The 18,531-nt window shown below is 57.2% G+C and carries 23 protein-coding genes; all 23 read right to left on the bottom strand.

The annotated features are described in order from the left end of the window. On the bottom strand, nucleotides 1-1,273 hold a 1,273-nt coding region (locus WC859_10045), incomplete at its 3' end, for a hypothetical protein (GenBank protein ID MFA5976486.1). Nucleotides 1,274-1,275: 2 nt separating this feature from the next. Beyond that, nucleotides 1,276-1,920 (bottom strand): hypothetical protein, encoded by a 645-nt coding sequence (locus WC859_10050; GenBank protein MFA5976487.1) that lies wholly within the window; start codon nucleotides 1,918-1,920, stop codon nucleotides 1,276-1,278. Then, nucleotides 1,917-2,201 (bottom strand): hypothetical protein, encoded by a 285-nt coding sequence (locus WC859_10055; protein ID MFA5976488.1) that lies wholly within the window; start codon nucleotides 2,199-2,201, stop codon nucleotides 1,917-1,919. Before WC859_10055 ends, WC859_10050 begins: the two co-directional genes overlap by 4 nt. 54 nt (nucleotides 2,202-2,255) lie before the next feature. Then, a complete protein-coding gene (locus tag WC859_10060; GenBank protein MFA5976489.1) occupies nucleotides 2,256-2,717 on the bottom strand; it encodes a hypothetical protein in 462 nt (153 codons plus the stop codon). A gap of 52 nt (nucleotides 2,718-2,769) precedes the next feature. Further along, nucleotides 2,770-3,699 carry a hypothetical protein gene (locus WC859_10065; GenBank protein MFA5976490.1) on the bottom strand — a complete coding sequence of 310 codons (930 nt, stop codon included), beginning with the start codon at nucleotides 3,697-3,699 and terminating at the stop codon, nucleotides 2,770-2,772. Between the two features lie 23 nt (nucleotides 3,700-3,722). Further along, nucleotides 3,723-4,727, bottom strand: a complete 1,005-nt coding sequence (locus WC859_10070) for a hypothetical protein (GenBank protein ID MFA5976491.1) — start codon at nucleotides 4,725-4,727, stop codon at nucleotides 3,723-3,725. 52 nt (nucleotides 4,728-4,779) lie between these two features. Next, entirely contained in the window at nucleotides 4,780-5,001 is a 222-nt protein-coding gene (locus tag WC859_10075) for a hypothetical protein (protein ID MFA5976492.1), read from the bottom strand. Further along, entirely contained in the window at nucleotides 5,001-5,402 is a 402-nt protein-coding gene (locus WC859_10080; protein MFA5976493.1) for a hypothetical protein, read from the bottom strand. The genes WC859_10075 and WC859_10080 overlap by 1 nt, the downstream gene beginning before the upstream one ends. 1 nt (nucleotide 5,403) lies before the next feature. Beyond that, entirely contained in the window at nucleotides 5,404-5,565 is a 162-nt protein-coding gene (locus WC859_10085; protein MFA5976494.1) for a hypothetical protein, read from the bottom strand. A gap of 41 nt (nucleotides 5,566-5,606) precedes the next feature. Further along, complete coding sequence (locus tag WC859_10090) at nucleotides 5,607-7,652, bottom strand: hypothetical protein (GenBank protein ID MFA5976495.1); 2,046 nt, start codon at nucleotides 7,650-7,652, stop codon at nucleotides 5,607-5,609. Between the two features lie 9 nt (nucleotides 7,653-7,661). Next, nucleotides 7,662-8,687, bottom strand: coding sequence for a hypothetical protein (locus WC859_10095; protein ID MFA5976496.1), 1,026 nt, complete (start codon nucleotides 8,685-8,687; stop codon nucleotides 7,662-7,664). Nucleotides 8,688-8,742: 55 nt separating this feature from the next. Then, entirely contained in the window at nucleotides 8,743-10,521 is a 1,779-nt protein-coding gene (locus WC859_10100) for a hypothetical protein (protein ID MFA5976497.1), read from the bottom strand. Further along, nucleotides 10,521-11,588, bottom strand: coding sequence for a hypothetical protein (locus WC859_10105; GenBank protein MFA5976498.1), 1,068 nt, complete (start codon nucleotides 11,586-11,588; stop codon nucleotides 10,521-10,523). Before WC859_10105 ends, WC859_10100 begins: the two co-directional genes overlap by 1 nt. A gap of 13 nt (nucleotides 11,589-11,601) precedes the next feature. Then, nucleotides 11,602-12,438 (bottom strand): hypothetical protein, encoded by an 837-nt coding sequence (locus WC859_10110; GenBank protein MFA5976499.1) that lies wholly within the window; start codon nucleotides 12,436-12,438, stop codon nucleotides 11,602-11,604. A gap of 12 nt (nucleotides 12,439-12,450) precedes the next feature. After that, nucleotides 12,451-13,008: a hypothetical protein gene (locus WC859_10115; protein MFA5976500.1), complete on the bottom strand. Its 558-nt coding sequence runs from the start codon at nucleotides 13,006-13,008 to the stop codon at nucleotides 12,451-12,453. A 17-nt stretch (nucleotides 13,009-13,025) separates the two neighbouring features. After that, the gene (locus WC859_10120; protein MFA5976501.1) at nucleotides 13,026-14,261 is read right to left on the bottom strand and encodes a hypothetical protein; all 1,236 of its coding nucleotides are present in this window, start codon (nucleotides 14,259-14,261) and stop codon (nucleotides 13,026-13,028) included. Next, a complete protein-coding gene (locus WC859_10125; protein MFA5976502.1) occupies nucleotides 14,258-14,698 on the bottom strand; it encodes a hypothetical protein in 441 nt (146 codons plus the stop codon). Before WC859_10125 ends, WC859_10120 begins: the two co-directional genes overlap by 4 nt. Continuing rightward, entirely contained in the window at nucleotides 14,695-14,892 is a 198-nt protein-coding gene (locus WC859_10130; GenBank protein ID MFA5976503.1) for a hypothetical protein, read from the bottom strand. Before WC859_10130 ends, WC859_10125 begins: the two co-directional genes overlap by 4 nt. A gap of 65 nt (nucleotides 14,893-14,957) precedes the next feature. After that, the gene (locus WC859_10135) at nucleotides 14,958-15,368 is read right to left on the bottom strand and encodes a hypothetical protein (GenBank protein ID MFA5976504.1); all 411 of its coding nucleotides are present in this window, start codon (nucleotides 15,366-15,368) and stop codon (nucleotides 14,958-14,960) included. A gap of 65 nt (nucleotides 15,369-15,433) precedes the next feature. Further along, nucleotides 15,434-15,709, bottom strand: a complete 276-nt coding sequence (locus tag WC859_10140; GenBank protein ID MFA5976505.1) for a hypothetical protein — start codon at nucleotides 15,707-15,709, stop codon at nucleotides 15,434-15,436. Between the two features lie 223 nt (nucleotides 15,710-15,932). Further along, nucleotides 15,933-16,733, bottom strand: a complete 801-nt coding sequence (locus tag WC859_10145; protein ID MFA5976506.1) for a hypothetical protein — start codon at nucleotides 16,731-16,733, stop codon at nucleotides 15,933-15,935. A gap of 205 nt (nucleotides 16,734-16,938) precedes the next feature. Continuing rightward, nucleotides 16,939-17,424: a hypothetical protein gene (locus tag WC859_10150; GenBank protein MFA5976507.1), complete on the bottom strand. Its 486-nt coding sequence runs from the start codon at nucleotides 17,422-17,424 to the stop codon at nucleotides 16,939-16,941. A 596-nt stretch (nucleotides 17,425-18,020) separates the two neighbouring features. After that, nucleotides 18,021-18,531 (bottom strand): ubiquitin-activating E1 FCCH domain-containing protein (locus tag WC859_10155; GenBank protein ID MFA5976508.1); only part of this gene is annotated, 511 nt, incomplete at its 5' end.

An 18,531-nucleotide genomic window follows, 5' to 3' on the forward strand; every position in this document is an offset into this window, starting at 1 on the left:
CTGGGATTGCACCGCCAGTAGCGTAGCCTGTCAGCTTCTTGACTTCGGCCTCGCGCTCCGGATCGAGTGTCCACATATTCTGCGACGGGTCCGCTGGGGCGACGGCGCTAGCAGGCTGTGCTGTTGCCGGGGATGTAGAAGACACCGCCGCGGTTTCCGCAGCGTCTATGACGGCGCCTCTTCCGGCCAGCGTGCCGGCCGCACTCTTTGGGGAGAACTGCTCTTTCAGCCACCCGATCGCACCGCCGTCTGCGAACCCGATCGTCTCTTGCGGAGCTGCTCGTGTGGATGCCAACAGATTGACATACTGCGCAAATGGCACAGGGGCCACGCCTGTCTGTTTGGCGGCACCAAGATACTGCCCGTATTGGGCGAGCATGGGGTTCTGCGGTTGCGGGGCTGCGCCGTATGCGGGGATCTGGCCGCCGTCAGCGTATGCCTCTACGGCGCCGCCGGTGGAGAACTCCAACGGTTTCATAGTGTCTGGATTGATGCCCTGATTGATGTATGCTGCACGCTCAGCTGCGTCAGTGGACTTCCCGCCGAAGAACCGCATGTAATAATCTTGCGCAGCCTGACGCTCCTCCGGAAGCGCTTTCTCATCCTGCATTTTCATCAGCAGGGTATTGCGCTGCTTCTCACGCTCAGCGGCGCCTTCAGCCACACCGGCTTGCGCCGAGTACAGACGTTCGCGAGCTTGACTGCCTGTGGAGCGCTGCTCGTACTCCTTCATGGACTTCTCATGCTCCATCTGGCGCTCGCGGAACGATCGCGTGTCATCCAGTTCTTGCTGTTTATGGTCGAAGGGCTTGAGAGCTTGGTACTTGTTCATGAACCCGCGCGCAACCATCGCGTCGCCAATGCCGCCGTCGGCCTTGCCCATGAACCGGTTGTACTCCGCCAGCATGGCGTCGGCGGCGGAAGGGCCGCGGTCAGTGTATTGAATGGGCCCGCCACCCCTATCGATCCTACGCTCAGCGACTCCAGCGGCCGCTTTCACCGGCGCTTTTTCCGGCTCCTTTGGCAGCTCTGTAGTAGCGGCTGGGCGGGTTAGACCCTCGCGGCCGAAGTCGTCGGGTATTGCTGCCTGTTTTGCTGGCTGGCGGATGGTTGGCGTGCGCACGTTGCCGTGAGACTCATAGGTGCCTGGGGCCATGTACCCCATCTCAGCGTTGAGTTTCTCCTTGCGCCTACGTTCAGCTTCCTGTTCGCGGGCAGCGCTGGCAACATTACCAGATGTGGAAAATGACCTTCCTAGATCGAGAGCACCCATAATCAGTTCCTTTGGAAAGTCCAGCTGCGCACGGCGCGGGGATTGGCCCCTGACCGGATGCGGAAATATTCGCGTTTGGCGTCAGACAACCTCTTGTACCAGTCTGCTTCGTGTCGTGCTGACGCACCAACATTCTGGCCATCAACATCATTACTCAACAGCAGCCTGTACGCTGCATACTCAGCCAAGTCCAGATGATACTCCTCCGGGATCTCGGGGGTGCTGTATGTGGCCAGTACGTCAGTTGGCAAACGAGCTACGCGCAGGTTGATGGTGATCACCGCCTCCGGAACTGGGTAGACCCGGATGTATCCAGAGCGCTCATCACAGATGAACATGGACGGCTCTCCAGTGGCAGTAGTCAGGTTCGTCGGAATGAATCGACGAGTGTAGTTCTCCATATCGCGGGAGTTCGTGCTAACGGCGGCTGATGCCACGAATATGGTGCCAACCGGCAGAGCATATTCCGGCTCACCGATCTCGGTGGTGATGGTTGCTGAGTCCAGGAGGGCGTAGGTAGCCCGAGCAAACCTCGACTCCGCCTCGGACAGCATGCGCAGTATCAGCGCATCGGACCAGCGGTACGGCTCAGCAGCATCCTTCAGGATGTCTGTCCGGAGGTAATCGAGGAGCTCCTGGCCTGTCATACGGCCTTCTTCTTGCTAACCTTGGCGGGGGCCGGGGCGTTAAACTCAGCCAGAACGGCGTCGATGTCGGATACAACGTCTTCTGCAGCTGGCTCAACAACCGCGGATACGACTTCAGCTTCCACGACAGTCTCGACCACGGCCGCCTGCTCAGCCAGAACTTCGGCAATTACGTCCTTTACGGGATCTTCCGGCACTGCTTCAAGGACATCATTCTTTGCCAGCAACGCAGTGTAGATGAACAGTTCGCCAGTCTCTTTGTGCCTCAGCATCTTTGCCATGTCTTCTCCTCAGAATTTGGGTGAGGCCGGCGAACCAGCCTCACGAGGTGCTTCTTAAACGATAGTGCAGATTGCGTGGATCTTGCACACCAGAGTGGTGGCATCGTCACCTGCTGGCATCAGCAGGTCCAGAGTGTCGGCGGTGGTGTAGAACTTGCCGTTTGTCTGAGACGTGCCGGTTGCGATGGCGTACGCGCCAGCGCCCAGATACTTGGTGCCAGCAGCTGCGCTTGTGTCCACAGCAGAGACCCAGCTGGAAGTGCCAGAACCGTCGCCGACAGAGATCGTCGGGGTGGCAGAGGTTTCCGGGGTGACGATTTCCAGGATGACAGCTTCGACCCAGGTGCCGGCCGGAATATTCAGCACAGCCATGGTGTCGCCATCAACCGTCATGTTGCGACGGGTCGCGTCGTAAGTGCCGGTGAGCACGGTGCGCACTGGGGAGCCAGCGTAGTTGCCACCAGAGCTAGCAGCAACAACGGTGCCGTCGGTGTAAGTAGTGAATGCAGTTGCCATATCAGTTCTCCTTGAAAGTTGAAGTGGTGGGGGTTACCCCCCACCGTGTTTCTTAGCCCTTGTACACGTAGGCGGATGCCAGCGCGGTCGGGTCGATCACTTTGTAGCCGTATACTTGCAGGCCGCGCATGATGTCGCCGAAGGTGCTCTCTGCACGCAGAGTCTCGGTCTTCACCAGCTGGGAAGCGAACGTCAAGCCGTTGGTATGGCCGGCGATGATGTTCGAGCAGCTGTTTGCGCCGTCGGCTACGTGGGCCATGTTGTTGCTGACGTAGATGGTTGTGCCGTCGATCATACCGACTCGGCCGTTGCGCATCACGGAGACACCATCACCGGACATGGAGGCATCTTTGATATCGGACTTCTTCAGCAGCGAGTTAGCCCAGAACGGCAGGACGAAGAAACGACCTTGCTCAGGGATGTTTTGCTGAGACAATACTTCATTCAGGTCCACCAGGGTGTCGATGATGTTCACCTTGGTCAGGGCCAGCGGAGTACCTGTAACGCCCAGGTTGATGTTGGCCGAGATTGCGCCAGCAGTTGCGCCGCGGTTCGAAGCGGAGAACGACGGGATGATGGTGCCGAGCACGTCACGGTCAACGGAGATCTTCATCTGCTCGGAAGCGTCAGTAGACCACTTGTTCATCATGTCGATATCGGACTGGACTGCCATCACGTCGTCGGCGATAGCGGACCAGTATTTGCCCTTGTCGATCAGCAGCTCAACCACGCTGGAAGTCGGACGCTGGTTTGTCAGGCTCTGGCCTGCGGTGTAGTCGTTGATGGTCAGAGTCGGTACGGTGCGGATCTTCACCAGGTCGCCCTGGCCTTTGATCTCGCCTTCGTAGTCGGTGTTGCTGATCGCGGCCAGCACAGTGGTGGCGTAGAACTTCTCGATCAGCTTGCTGGACCAGATTTGAGGGATGAATGTACCGGAGTACGCGGGGGAAACCACGCTGCCGGCTGCGATTGGATATGCCATGTTATTTCTCCTTGACTAAAAAGTTATGCTGCTATGCGATTTTCTCGCTGGGCTTTGAACAAGTCGCGCTCTTGCTTATCGAACTCTTCCTTGGTGATCTTGCCAGTACGTTGGTCGGAGTACAGTTTCTGGATTGCCTCTGGCGTCCACATCTTGTCGTTCGCCGGGGCCTGCGCAGGAGCTGCGGTACGGGACTTGCCTGGTGTCACCAGCTTCGAAGCATCGGCTACTGGCGGAACAACTACCAGCGGTGCTACCTCGGGTTTCGTCTCTTCGAGGAACTTCTCGAAGAACTTGGCGGTGCGGACCAGATTCATCTTCGTATACGCATCGGTCAACAGTTCCAGTCGTGTGGCGCCTGTGAAGCCGTCCACCTCGTCGAGCCAGACCAGGAACGCCGGATCGACATTTACCTGCTTCCAGTTCGGCACCTGCTTGGTCAGAGCGTCGTTAAACATCTCTGCTGCGGTGCGGGCGGTTGCTTCGCTGATGCTATCTACCGACTGTTTCAACTCGGTCACGCGGGTCTCAAACTGACCACCTGCGTTCTTTACAGCGGACTGGGCGACTACAGTAGCGATCTTGGTGATCAGGTCAATCATGTCCTGGCCGAAATCTTCCACGTCTTGTGCCGTTACCGCTGGCGACTGCGCTGGTGCGGGGGCTGGCTGCTCTTCCTTCTTCAGGTTGATCTGCGACAGCAACACGCGCATCTGCTCAATCTCCGAGTCTTTCTTCTTGACCATTCCTTGCAGCACGTTCCATCGCTGGTCTGCTACACGTACTTGCTCCCGGAGTACATCCAGTTCCGGGTTTGATTCCTTGGGTGAGGCCGGTGCTTGAGCACTGACATCAGGTTTATCGGCGTCTTCCGCTGCTGGGATAGCGTCCGGAGTTACGGTGGGTGTCTCGAGGTCGGCGGTTGCTTTGGCTGCCATCGTGGCTGCTGCTTCCGCGCGAAGACGATTCTGCTCCGCGATCATCTGGTCTGCTTTTTCACCTTGCTTTTTCGGGTCTGCCATTTTCATTTCTCCTTGATGCCATTACTCGTAACTTTTCAGCTTGGAGCCGAGGTCACTTTCACGCTTTTCGAAACATGCTGGGGGCTCCGTTGATGAGCTTCTTCAGCTCTATCAGCAACTGCGCACGCCCCTGCAAAATGCGCAACTGTGTTTCATCTGCTTGCATGACGACCCCAGCTTGGAGGTCTGTCAAGTTTGCGTCCAGCCAGTCCATGAACGGCTTTTCATATGCGCCGATGCGCGCCATGGACTCTGCTACACGTTGATCAGGATTGATCATTACACGTTCTTGCAGGCGATCGCCGTGATGGTGGCTGCGCCAGTGCTGGTTGTTCCGGTAGCGGCGGTGGCTGTGCACAGCAAGGCTGTGTTTGCCGACAAGACACCGGAGAACTGCAGGTGGGCGCCGGCCGAGCCGGTAACAACGCCAGTAGCTGCGAACTTGCTGGTAGAGCCTGTCTGCCCGATCAAAAAGTCTGGAGCCGCGCCGTCGCCTGCGGCGAACGTGGTAACGATGACAACGTCCATGATAACCACGCGCTCGATGGAGCTAGCTGCAATCAGAGTGGTGGTGCCGGTCGACGTGCGAATGAACGCATCGTTGCTACCTACCGGAAACTGAAGTTCCGAACCATCCTGGCCCAGAATCTTGTTTACTACGATTTCTTCGCGATTGCTCATGTCATTTCCCTTTCACTTTGCCGCCGCACTTGAACGGCATTGGTTTTTCGGTGCCCATCTTCTTTTCCTTCTTCTCGAATTTGGGGCTTTCTTTCTTCTCCATCGCTTTCGTTTCTTTCTTCTCGAAGGACTTGGAGAACGGGTTTGGTTTCTTGCCTGCCATAGTACAGCTCCTTTTAGACGTTGACAATAGTTACTGCTTACTTACGCTGTAGGCGTAAGGGCTCCTTTGCTGAAGTTGTCCGTAACAGCGGACCCATCTGCCAGCGATTCTCCGCCGGGTGCTGCCGGCATACCGCCCTGCCCTGGCATTGCTTGTGGCACAACCGACCCGCGCGGCGGAACTACTCGATTGACGTCGATCTGCAGCCCTTTCGCGGCTTCGCGCAGGATCTCGGCACGACCTTCCGGACCCACGATCTGTGCGTCGATCGGATTGTTCGTGGCAACCAGGAACTCGTTGCGGCGCAACTGAAGGGTTTCCATCTGCATGAGCGACACGGCACCTCGTGCAACAACCTGAGCATCGCCCTTGATGGTCTGGTCTGGGTTGTACAGCATGTTGTAATTAAACAACATCTCTAGCTGAGGGGTGAGGATCTTTACATCAATGTTTGACACGACGCCTTTCAGCCCCTTGTTGGCGGCGTTCAGTGCCATGGACATGCCAGACGCTGTACGGCCGATGTTACCTTCCGTGTTGCCCCCCATGATGCGCGGGATCAGGCTGAAGTCATCGGCGAACGAGTATGCCTTTTCAATGACGGCAAGGGTCTGGTCAGTATTGGACTGGGGCTGGAAGAACTCCACAGCTTTTGTGTTCGACCCTGTCTGGCTCTCGCCGAACTGCCATACTTTCAGCGGGTAAATATTCGTGATGTCCTCGCCGGGTGCCAGACGGTCTACGTTTATGCCAACTTGCGGGCCGCCGGAAAATGCCATGTTGTTGACCATGGATCGTACGGCTGCGTTCGCGATACCCTGTACATCGGCCAGGATGTCAACCAGCCCGAGACCCCAGTACGCGCCGGGGACCTCTTCGTAGCTGGTCTTGTAGTAGTTGCGACGTTTCATGGGGTCGGCATTCAACTGGGCCTTGATGACCCAGCGGCCGATCAGCCACACATCAGCTTCGTAATCAGCGTCCGGATCAGCGACTTCCCCGCCAGTCAGACCCCACTCTACCAACTGGCGACCCTGCACCGGACCGTGATATTCGAGCGCGTCGATTGTGACGTTGGAGGCCGAGGACGGGATGTATATCTCGCCGTTGATGTCAGCACGTGTCAGCAGCTCGGAGTGGTTCACCCAGTCGGTCAGGCCACCGCGGCCATATTCATCCAGCACCTCGCGGATCGCGTTCTCGTCAAACCCTTCAACTCCGATCATGGCATACAGGTCGCCGCGTGACAGACTTACGTGCTCGATGAAGTACCCCTCCTGCGGAGAGGTAGCACCTGGTGATGGGAAACAGCGCAGCGGATCTACGCGCTCGAACTCAGGCACGATCGCGTCAGCCACAACCGGGGCCCACTGACCGGACGAATTGTCCCACTTCATTGTTGGGCGTTTGCGAATCACCGGTCCTTTGAAGTGCGCGGCCGGGAATGTGACCATGTCGTTCAGGAAGTCAGCAATAGCAGACACCCAGCCTCCTTGTATCATCTGGTCATACATGGTGCGCTCCATCGCCATCGCGGAAGCCCTGGCGGACTCTAGGGCCCTCTCTTGCTCTGCGGCGGTGAGCTCCGATGTACGGGCGGCGATCGCCTCTGGCTGCATGGGCTGCATCGTCTGAGCAAACGCGATAGCGAACTCGGCTGCTACCTGGGCCTTGATCTTGGCCGCCATGTCTTCCGACAGACTGGGCTTCGGAGTAGCATCCAGCGTCCAAGGCTTTTCAGTCTGGCCGATGTAAATGTCTCGCAGCCAGGCTTCGGCCACGCGCGCCTTGTTGGCGGTGATGCGGGCGTATTCTTCAGAGCCGCCAAACTTCTTGATCTCGGCCAACACAGTCGGTTCGTACTTACCAGCCCGAGCGCGCTGCGCGGCAAGAATGCGGGGGGTGATCATGTCCTTGGCCCGCTTGGCCTCCTGCCAACACGTCAGCACGTGAGATGCCAGCCCGATGATGTGCGACTGGTTGTTTGCCTGTTCGGCGGCCTGCCTGTCGGCGATGTCTTTCTCGTGTGCGTCGATCTGCGCGTTGTTTGCGTACCTGAGTATGCCGGTGTCGAGTGCTCCTGCCATATTCTCTCCTTACACCCCAGCGCTGACGCTGAGCATGGTGTTGCGTGTAGACAGGGCGGAAGCTGCCACCTTGGCTAGTTGGTCTGCGGCACTGAGCGCGGCGTCGGCCTGGATCTTGGCCTTGTCGATATTGCCACCGCGCACAGACTCAAAGTTTCTGATGTTGAGCTCGAATGGCTTGAACGTAGCGTTATTGACGTTTTCCAGTGCCACCGACGAGCGCATCTTCTCTTCTTCGATCTTCGCTGAGTACAGGCGCACTGCGCTGTCGTATAGGCCGGTCTTCGCGGCCAAAATGACCTTGGCGTACTCGACTGCATTATTGGGCTGCACCATCGCAACTTTGATGAAGTCGCCCATAGCCGATACAAACGCTGTGCGCAGCGCAACGGCCTGCTGGATAGCGAACTTCGTGTTCTCGTTGGCCACGTCGAACGCCTTGATCGTGATATCGCGATTAATGCTGGTGAGCTTCTTCGACAGCTCGAGCTGGATCGTGTTTACACCGTCATTTACCACACCAGGTGCGACATAGAATCCACGGGATGCTGCGGCATCAACAACCGCGGCTTCGGCGCGTAGCGCCTCTTGCACTTCTCGGTCTTTTGCTCGGTTCCAGATTGCTGTCTCAACTGCGGCCGGCATGAAGCTGCCGTTCGCTATGGTGTCTATGATCCATTGGTCAGACCCGGTCTTTACTCCGGCGGCGATGTCGGGGAAGAACGCATCCAGGAAGTTTAGAATCTGCCCCTGCAGTGACTGGTTGAACGTGCCGAACGCATAGTCGAACGCGTCTTTGACGTCGGTGGTGAAATCTGTTGTCGGGAGTAGCGGGGCAGCCACATCTTCTGGCACCACCTCGGCGATGGTCAAATCTACAGGCATCCCGCCTGGCGAGTATGTCGATAGACCGTTCGCCGCCGCTGCAGCGTTTGATAGGGCTGTGTCTGCTTTCGCGAGCGAACTGTCGGCGAGCGCCTTCGCGTCGTTATACGCGGCTGATGCTTCTGTTGCGACCGTATCTGCTGTAGCCATAGCCACGCCCCCTAGTAAGTCCTTGCTACCATGATAACCCGTCTGGGCTAGAAAGTCACCCGGCTTTGATTGCTGTAATCAGCTCGTATAGTACCGGATCTGAATATGCGAAAGTCCCGCTCGACATGTCTCTGTTCCTGTCACCGATCGCGGTCACTACGTCTGGCCAGTGAAGCCCCTTGTACGTGATGACGCAGTTCACACTAGAATCTGACCAGACTACCCCCTCGGGCAGGGTGACCGTTTTCGACGCCACCTCGTTGCCGTCCGCGTCCAGCAGGGGCTTCCAACTTTTGAACGTAAACGAGCCTTCCTGCCAATTGAAGGTGTAGGCCGCGGTGCCGTAAATTTCAACCTGTGCGCCATCTTCGCCAGAAGAGAACATTCCGACAGCCTCGCCTGCGTCCGCGAAGCCAGCTCCGTCCGCAATCAACCCAACCGGCGTCAAATGCACCTCGGTCACCCCGTGCATCGCGGAGTCGTTCTGCGCGTTCGACGCGCCCACGCCGTCTTTGACGTAGGTTATCTTCGCATCGGCGTGCCAAGTTTTGAAGAAATCTGGAACGGTTGCTATGACTGTGCTCGACGCCGCTGGGTAGGGCGGGATGTAAGTAGCGTAGGTGAGGGGATTTTCAGGGTTCAAGAACTTCGAGTCGGCGGCATACCCATGCACCAGAGTTCCGTTAATTACTTCCGCCCCCATGAAATTTTCGGCGACACGATCCTGAGCGTACACATCAAGCTCTACGGCGTACGCTCCGCGCGTCGATGTGTGGGCTTCTCCGGTACGACAGTACCAGTTGCCATAGACGTCTTGGCGCGACAGACCCAGTTCTACCCCATCTCTGTCATTGTGACGAGTGACTGTCTGCGTCAGATAACCGATAAAGACCTCTTCCCTTGGAGTTGGCTCCCCGTCTACGGAGTAACTGATCGTGGCTTCGCGTCTCGTAACTTTCACACCAGCTTGCGTCAAATTAGCACTGGTGTCGCTCTCGATGGTGTCGGAGAAATTTGACTCGGAGAACTGGATTTCTCGTTTGGTGCGGCGTCCGACGCGGATGCTCGTGTATGGATATGAATCGTACTTCGTGTCAACATCGCGCTTGATCTGAAACTCCCACGCGCTCGGAAGCGCGGCCCCTGTCTTCAGGCCCGCGATGAATTCGTCAGAATTCTTTTTGAACCATGCTTTTCGGCGGGTGTTGAAAGCGGCTGCTCCAGCAGTCCAATCGGCGGCCCATTGACTATCTAAACCATCCGTCCCAGAATAGGCCAGAGATGGCTCTACTGGAATAGTGCCGCCACCAAAAACAACACAGTCTTCCGGGACAGTAAATTCTAACTTGTGGTTGTATGTAAAAGATGGAGGGTAGCTAACATATTCGAACATCCAGATATCCGACCCACCACTCCAGTTATCTCTCCAGTTGTTATAGTCCTCATACGCGGTCATGTACCGTTCCCGCGCATACCCAGTGTCGTAGTCCTCCGCTCGGGCCTCACTCACCAATACTGTTCCATCCGAAGCAATAACATATAGAACCCCGTCGCTAGCACCGGGAGGCACTAGCCCAATACTCACCCCCCGATACGGAACCGGGTTCGGCATCGACATCATGACGTAGTCCGTCACACCACCAGTCGTCCTGGCGACGTTGTTCTGCGCGTCGTATTCAACAACCACGCCAGTCGCGGCGTCGGTCACCCGGACGATCTTTATGAACCCGCGGCCCATGTCTGTCGAGTACGAAGCGGCTACGCGGCCAGCCGCGGCTATTTCGTCCGCTGAGGGAGCTGCTCCAGAGGTGCTGACCACCAGCGGCGAGGGCATTATGCTCTCCGTTTCGTCGGATCGACCAGCACCGTCAGGGACGTGGCTTCGAAGTCGGCGCCGGCGACGTTCTTCAGCTCAAACTGCCAGAGCGTGCCTTTCAGCCCCTTGCCGATCTCCGCGCGCGCCGAGGCCATGTTGATACGGTCGGTATCGAATGTGTAGGTGTACTCCTGCCCCTCTGTACGGCAGGTGATAGTCATAGGCGACACGCTACGCGCGTCCAGGTAGGCGGTAGTCACGTGCTTGATCTGCCCGCCGTCAAATTTCTCGGTCGACAGGTCGGAATAGCCAGTGGTCACCGTAGCATCAATCTCAGCGGCCGCGTCCAGGTCTCCACCCAGTAGATAGATCCCGGTGTCGCTGCACCCGTAGTAGTTCGAGCCCACGCGCGCGAACGAGTTGAATTTGAACCCCTCGTAGAACGACGGAGCGCCGGTGTTGAGGTTGAACGCCCAGCCGTCCCAGAAGTCCTGAACGAACTGCACTCCATCGATGATCTGCGCCGCGGACGCTGCGCTAACGTGGTAACTGGCGGAGCCGACGACTACTCCATTGACTATAGCCGTGCCGGTTACTGTCGCATCTATGGCTCGCTGATCAGCGACCCCGCCGGTGATGGTTGCCGAACTGGACACTACTTCCCAGAAGATTGTGGGGGATGCGCCGGTGGTTACGAACGCGGCGGAGGATGCTGCGGTGACCCAGGTTATTGTCCCGCCAACCACCGCGCCAGTAATCATAACACCAGATGCCGCCACTCCTCCGGCCCCCCACTGCACCAGCGTTGACGCTGTTGTGCTTGTAGAAGAATCCACGGCCGGGAACAAGCTCTGCTGCGCTTCCGCGGTAGAGCCGAACGTCGCAACAGCCACATTGAATTCGTCTCGGTAGTCTCCGGACACGAACGAGGGTATCTGCAGGTCATTCGCCGGGGTGAGTGCACCAGTGACAAACGAAGGTATCAGCATCCCGCCATGCGTCAGCTCTCCACCAACGAACATAGGCACCAGCAGTCCGCCGTGCGTCAGCTCACCAGCTTCGAATGATGGTACGGCAAACGCCATGCGCGCCCCCTGCTTAGAACGAGAGACTCATGTCGGTGATGCTGACCGGTGTCCCAGAAACAAATGATGTTGTGCTAACGATGATGTCTGTCGCCGTGGTGCCGATACTACACTGTAACGTGTAGCCGCCTTTCACCCAGCGCGCATACCCAGCTGTGCCTGTATCGACCGGAGCGATGGTGAGTGAAGACACCAGGTTCGCAACACCAGCAGCGGCTGCCGCCCACCCTTGCGTGCCAGTAGAAAATTGGGCCAGCAGCGTGCCTGTAGCGACAGACTCAACCGATGCCGGGGCCGAACCGGTGTAGACGAAAATCGTGCCGCTAGCTCCGAGACCTGGGATCACTGCCGTATTCCGAGCAACTTGGTCAACAACTGCGTCGACGAGCGTTGAGTTCATCTGTACAGTACCCAGCGTGCCCGGCAGTTTCGCCGCCGCAGCGACCAGCGTGGTTGTGGTAGAGATCGTGATTGCCAGGGAGTCGAGGATGAAGTCAGCTCCGGACGAGGTCACACCGACGGTGCCTTCGAACACTGCCGCGTTGTTGGAGTCGATCCAGCGGGCATACCCCGCTGTTGCTGTCGCCGCCGCTGTCACCGGAATGGAGCTCACCAGCTGCGCGATCCCGCCACTGGCTCCGTACAGCATCGACTGCGACGTCGTAGCAGACCACATGGGGAATGTAGCCAGCAGCGTACCGGATGCAGCATTTTCGATGCCCGGCGCCGCCCCCGAGTACACCACAATCTTCGAGTTCGCCGCGGACGCGAGTCCGTAGTTCGTCTGTGTGAACCCGGTGATGATGTTCAGGATTCGGTTCTTCTGGAGCGTGCTGACGGATATGGTCATGTGACCTCCTTATTACGCGCTGGTTGCCGACAGGGTGCTAGTGACGTTCAGTACATCAGTAGCCACGACGTTCTTGACCGCAGAGAACCGTGCGACGGAGATCAGCGTGCCAGTTGTGGCCGACTTGGTCGATACCGACGTCTGAGCGATGCCGTACACTGCCTTGGTTGCGTTCATGGTGAACACTGCCTTGGATGCTGTGTTGCTCACCGATCCTGCCGAGATCGATCCTGCGGTCCAAGCCACGCGCGCAGCTTCGTCGTACGCTGTACACTCGGTGGCCGCCGCTGGGTAGGTTGCCGCAGTGACGCCTGCGACCGGGGTGTAGTTACCCTCGAACAGTGAGATGTACCAGGTTGAACTCTGGGTTACACCTGTCAGCGCCGTGCCGAGCATGTAGTTCAGCCCCTCAGTGGGGATCAGATTGGAGATGTTCTCGACGGATAGAACTGCGTACTCGACCCCGTCGATCATCTTGGTGTTCGTCACCTCGGGGGCCAGATCGGCCCGGCGGAGATGCTCCACGTTGTATTTGAATCCTGCCTTCACACCAGCTGCTGTATTTTCCATTTTCTGCTCCTTGAAAGTTATCCGGCTCTGCGCACGATTTCCGCTTCGGCGTAACTACCTGCCTGGAGCGCGGATGACTCCGTGTTGCTGCCAACTACCACGTACTGCCTGACGCTGTCTTTATCTCGCACCATCGCTGCTGCGTCTGTCATGCTACCAGGTGACATTCTTTCCTTGGTCATCATCTCGACAACCCCACCATCTTTTCCGATCACCGGGCCTTGCGCGGTCATCCAGATGACATCCGTAGAATGCGGGATCGAAGCCACAGACCCCGCCACTATGCCGAATTCTAGCACCATTCTCTGCTCAGCGTCTGCGTTCCCAGCGCCGGCTATGAAGTAGGTGTTTTCGGCCCCGACGAAGATACCATCAGCCGTCCCGGCTATTGCCGTCACCGGCGCGTCGAACGTGTAATTGCCCTTCCTCTTCTTGACGTGCCCGTAGTCCAGTGCTTCGGTGAACCAGACTACCCGCGGATCAGCTGCGTCAACAATAAATATCCTCCCTAGCGCGTAGGCTAGTGCAACCCCGAGCGGCGGTGCCGTCAGATACTCCGTGCGTAGTTCAGCACCGGATGTGGGCGAGGATACCGTCGCGAACAGATCTGCAGCCCCCACCTCGGCGGCCATGTACAGTACTTCCCCGTTCGCGGTCGACAGGTACAGACGCTTCCGCGTGACGTTCACGTCGGTCGGTACTGGCATGGAAGTAACAGCAACCCCGCCGTCCGCGGACAGTGTTACCGAAGCAAGGGTAGACGCCCCAGACTCACGTCCGTCTGCGAGCAGATACGTCACCGCTGCGTAGTACGTACCTGGCGGTAGCACGCCTGTCGTGGCGGCCAAGGTTGGCGGGGTAAGCGGATTGTCCACCCCCCATGATGTCAACGCCCCGGACTTGATTCGACCGCGCGTGGTAGCGCATGTAAAGTACACCTCGGCGTTGACCTTCACGTAGGCCATCCGATTTGCGCCAGCAGCCACGGTGCCGAGTGAAGTCGATGTTCCGTTCTCGAAGAATCTGTGGAGCGCGTTATTCACCACGAAGTACGAAACCACTCCGTCGCCCCAGAAGCTGTGCGGGTTAGTGGCTGCTAACGTCTGAGAGAACCCCTTGCGCCTACGAACCTTTCCGGAGTCGAGGATGTCTACGTTCACCCCCCGGCGCAGCGAATCCGCTGGGATCTCGTAGTCCTGGTGGACGTTGTCGACGCCCTTCGACCAGCCTGTAAATTTGACCGGGATACTCATTCGATCTCCAGACCTTCTCGCACTGCCCACTCGGTACACATAGCTACTTTGCGGGCGTCTCGGAGGCTTCGGGCTGCGAAGTCCTTGATGCGTTCAGCAAATCCAGATTCGCAGGTGGTTCCGTCAGCTCCTTGGGGAACTTGGGCTTGACCATTAGCGACTGGCCGCACTGGAAGGCCAGAGGGCAGCAGCCCGTGATCGCGAAGGAACCGATCAACAGCACGCTTACTAGCTTCAGATTCTGCATATGCCTTCTCCTTTTTGAACTTGTCTCGCATGTCTGCGATAATCTTCTCTCCGCGCGCGATCTCGTCGTCGAGCCTAGCTTGCCGCACTGCTTTGTCCTGGTCCCACTTAACTTGGACTCTGTGCTCGCCCCACTGCTCACACCCGAGTGCGATCGCCAGCAGCGCCAGTATTGCGTATAGGTAGTTCATTTGACCCCCTCCCCTCGTCCGATGCCATACCACTTGAAAACATATCCCTGCAGCGCGGCCAGTGGCGCAGTTACAGCAGCAATACACGCCGCTGTGCCGAGGCCATCAAACTGAGAGACCATGGCAAACTGCCACCCCTCCAGGGTAACATACACCGTGAGATACAGCGTGATGCCCATTGCAAGCCTGCGCACAATGCCCCTAGAGTCTATCCAGTCCCAGAACCGCGAAGAGATTTCTCTGGTCGTCATGTGGCACCTTACTTGATCGTATGCGGAACTGCCTTCTGCCCTGGCAGAGCTGGAGCGAGTGGCGGCGTCGAAGCCGGAATATACACCCGCTTTCCTGACTTGGGGGGCACATCCTGACAATGGACCCATCCTGGTGTCCACCTTGGGTCTTCGATGTACAGATCGTGTTTCACCAGCAGCTCGACATTCAGCACGCACCACGCTGCCAGTTTTCTCTCCGGATCATACGTGTCGCATCCATGTCCTTCGCGGTGGGTGGAGCTCTTGGCCCCTGTCTTGCTGTCCGGTGTGCGGTATCCGCCGTCGCCGGCTCCGCCTTTTGACCCGCTGATCTGCGAATTCGTATCTGGATCGATCCAGTACCCGTACACCCCGGCGTCCGCCGCCTCGTGCCACAGGCAGTTCACGGCTGCAAGCATCTTGTCGGCGTTTGCCTCATGTTCGACAGGGGAGTGTTTAACCCCGAAATATTGCATCTTCGTGATCATATCTTGATCCACCCAAAGTGAACTCCGATAGCGAAAAGTCCGAGAGATACGGCGCCGACGATGTAAAAAATCCCGTTCACCACTTTTTTGCCGACGCCGGTGTACATCTCGTTCTTCGCCAGCTCGACGGCTTTTCTCGCTGCTCGTTCAGCAATATCCTCTATCTGCGCCTCAGTAAGCTCGTGCTCTGAGAACTTGGGGCACTGAGAAAACTGGGATTCCAGATCTTTGTCGTGTTGTCTGCGACCAGGTGTTTTTCTACTCTCTTCCATTCCTGTTCCCCTTTAATTCTTGGTGTGTTGGTTTAGAGTCTGATTCAAATCAGGTGTATTTTCTGTGGGCAGAGGAATCCCGCCAGATGCAACCCACTCAGCCACTTCAACATGGCAGGTAGCGTTCCGTCTGGCTGAATGCGCTTAGAGATAAAGCCTGCCAGTGCGTAGGCTAGGCACATTGTGGGGAAGGCTAGAAGCTCAGAGAGTAGGTAGCGGAGCATCATACTTGATACGTGCAACTAAAATGTATTTGCGGAGTGGCGGCTATTGCAGCTTGGCTATAAAAAATAACTCCTGCCAACAATGACAAACCCCCTGCTGCTAGAGAGTTTGGTTGCAACATTCCAATAGCGGTAGGAGAAGAATTAAAAGGAGCATTGGTAAACACCTGTCCTGCTGCTGTAATAGCAACGCTTGTCGCTCCTTGTATGTATCCGCCAATAGTTACCAGATTACCAACCTTTTTCCAGTATCCGGCAGAAGAGTATGCACCTACAACTGTTAACCCTGCTCCTTGGTTTGGTGTCCACGTACCTTGGGAATAAATCGGAAAATTCGTATTATCCGCACTAAGCTGATCTGATCTAACAGCATGTGCCGCAGCAGTAGCTGTGGCGACTGAGAACGCCTGCGAAGCAGACCCGTTAATCAGCGCATAAACGCCAGCAGTTGTAACCAATCCCCATCCGTTAACATCCGTGTATTGGAGTGTCTCTCCAGCGCCTAAAGTAACAACAATCAACGAGCGAAGCGTTGTGTTGTTGTTCAACTGGATTGTTGTTACATGCTGCACAGTGTCCGCGTTGTACACGGAGATGTAGTTCACCTTTCGCTGTGTTGACGCAGCAGGAGCAGCAACGATAGTTACAGTAGTTGTTCCATTAGAAGCTGTATCAGCACTACCAGCTACTGTCGTTGTCGTTGTAAGGTCTACATAGTCAACCACAATAGGCAAAGCAGCCGTTGTATGCGCCTCACCTAAATCAATCTCTATGCTCTTTGTTGTTGCGTCAAGTATCATGTCAGACCCTCAGCGTGACGACAGCTCGCGCAATTGCCAAAGTCATCGAGGACCCAGCCGGCACAGCCAGCGTTCCATCATCACGCAGAAATTTTGTCCCGTCGGGTGTTCCGGTTGCCAGCGCCGCGACCGGGATCTTGTCACCGGATGGCATCTCCTGGGTTTGGCCTGCTACGACAACAAGTGGACGACGGTCAGCCATGGTTTATGCCAGCAGTACGCCGTTGATATCGACGTCGATATCGAGCTCGGTGGTGGATAGTGCCAGGCCGACAGCGCACACGTAGTTGCCAGAAGTTGATGGGGCTGTAGCTGTGATCAGCCCAGCGGTTGCGGAGAGGTAGTAGATCGTTCCGGCTGTGAGTCCGCCGGTTGTTCCGGCAACTGCGTCCCACTGACCGGTCGTAGCGGTGAGTACACCGTCGGTCTGCACCAGACCAGACGCCGCGGAGGCTGTGGACGCAGACTGCATGAGGCCGAGAACTTTCTTCGTCCCGGACGCGCCAGCTGACGCTTTATCTACGGCGGTATTGCTGGAAGGGTAGACCGGAGTGCAGATGACGATAGTGCCGGCGTTGCCGTTTACTTTCGATACGACGTCCACTTCTGAGGAGGCAGCGGAAAGTGTGTCGCCGGCGGGGATCTGCTGTATTTGTCCGCCTATCAAAACCAGAGGTTTCTGCACTGCCATGTTCTTCTCCTTACGCCAGTAGTATCGGCTCTTCGATGTTCAGGAGGAGTGTGCTGTCACTCACTGCCTGGCCCAGTCTGATAACGTATCCAGATGCTGGAGGGGTTGTGGTTATGATACCAGCTCCCAGAAAATATGGCGAGCCGGCCGAGAGTCCGGAAAGCGTCGCCGGGCCCATGAGCGTTGCTGTGGCTGACAGCCCAGTAAGTGCAGCGGTGGTAACCACCGCAATGACTCGGAAATTCGTAGTGCTATCAGCAACATAGAACTTGTTAGTGGACACTCGCACCGGATCGCCAACTGCGAGATCTTCGCCTGCCTCGAGAACAAGTACTGCGGCTCCGGATACACCGGCCGGGCCCTGGGGGCCTGTTGGGCCTTGCTGACCTTCCGTGATTACGGTCACGGTAGGCTGATCGACTACCAGAGTGATATCGCGCGCACTCATGTGGCAACCTCGGTTGTGAGTGGCTGTATGGTGACTGTTTCGGAGAGCGGTTGTAGCGTGGCAGTAGCAACCCCAGCCCCGACTTCTGCCGTGACAGGTTCCAGATCAGTGTTGATGTCTTCCACCGACTCCGGGTTATCCGCCATGCCTACCTCGTTGTGTTGGGTGTTACCGCGAACGAACCCTGGATCAGCCTGGTGACATCAGCACCAGCGCCTGCCGCGATCATTTCCAGATCGTACGTGCCGCCGCCAGACATCTGCTCAGTCGCGGTATCTTTGATGTAGATCTGCACGTCGCCGCCGGTGGTGCCGAGAACCAGCTGCCCATCAGTACCGGACGTGCTCGTGATGCTGAGAAACGCAACTGTCCCGCCGCTGGTGTAAGCGGTGTACGCCGACGTATCGACTCCGATCGAAAAGGATTCTGGTGTGAGAACAGTAGCGGTGTACCGAGAGGTCAATTCCGTCATCCCACCAACGCCGGGAAGTACGATCGTCTGTCCGGTTTTCAACTTATGTGGTGCCTTCGTAGTGACCACCCCTGGGTTTGCCGCGGTGATCGAGAACACTTCGGAGGCATCGTTGTCCGGAGTGGCCTTCATCATCATCCTAGCGGTGTACCCGGTAATGTCCACAGCAGCAGCCGGCGTACCGGTT

This window comes from Elusimicrobiota bacterium (assembly GCA_041660185.1).
Taxonomy (GTDB): Bacteria; Elusimicrobiota; Elusimicrobia; order 2-01-FULL-59-12; family 2-01-FULL-59-12; genus JBAZWU01.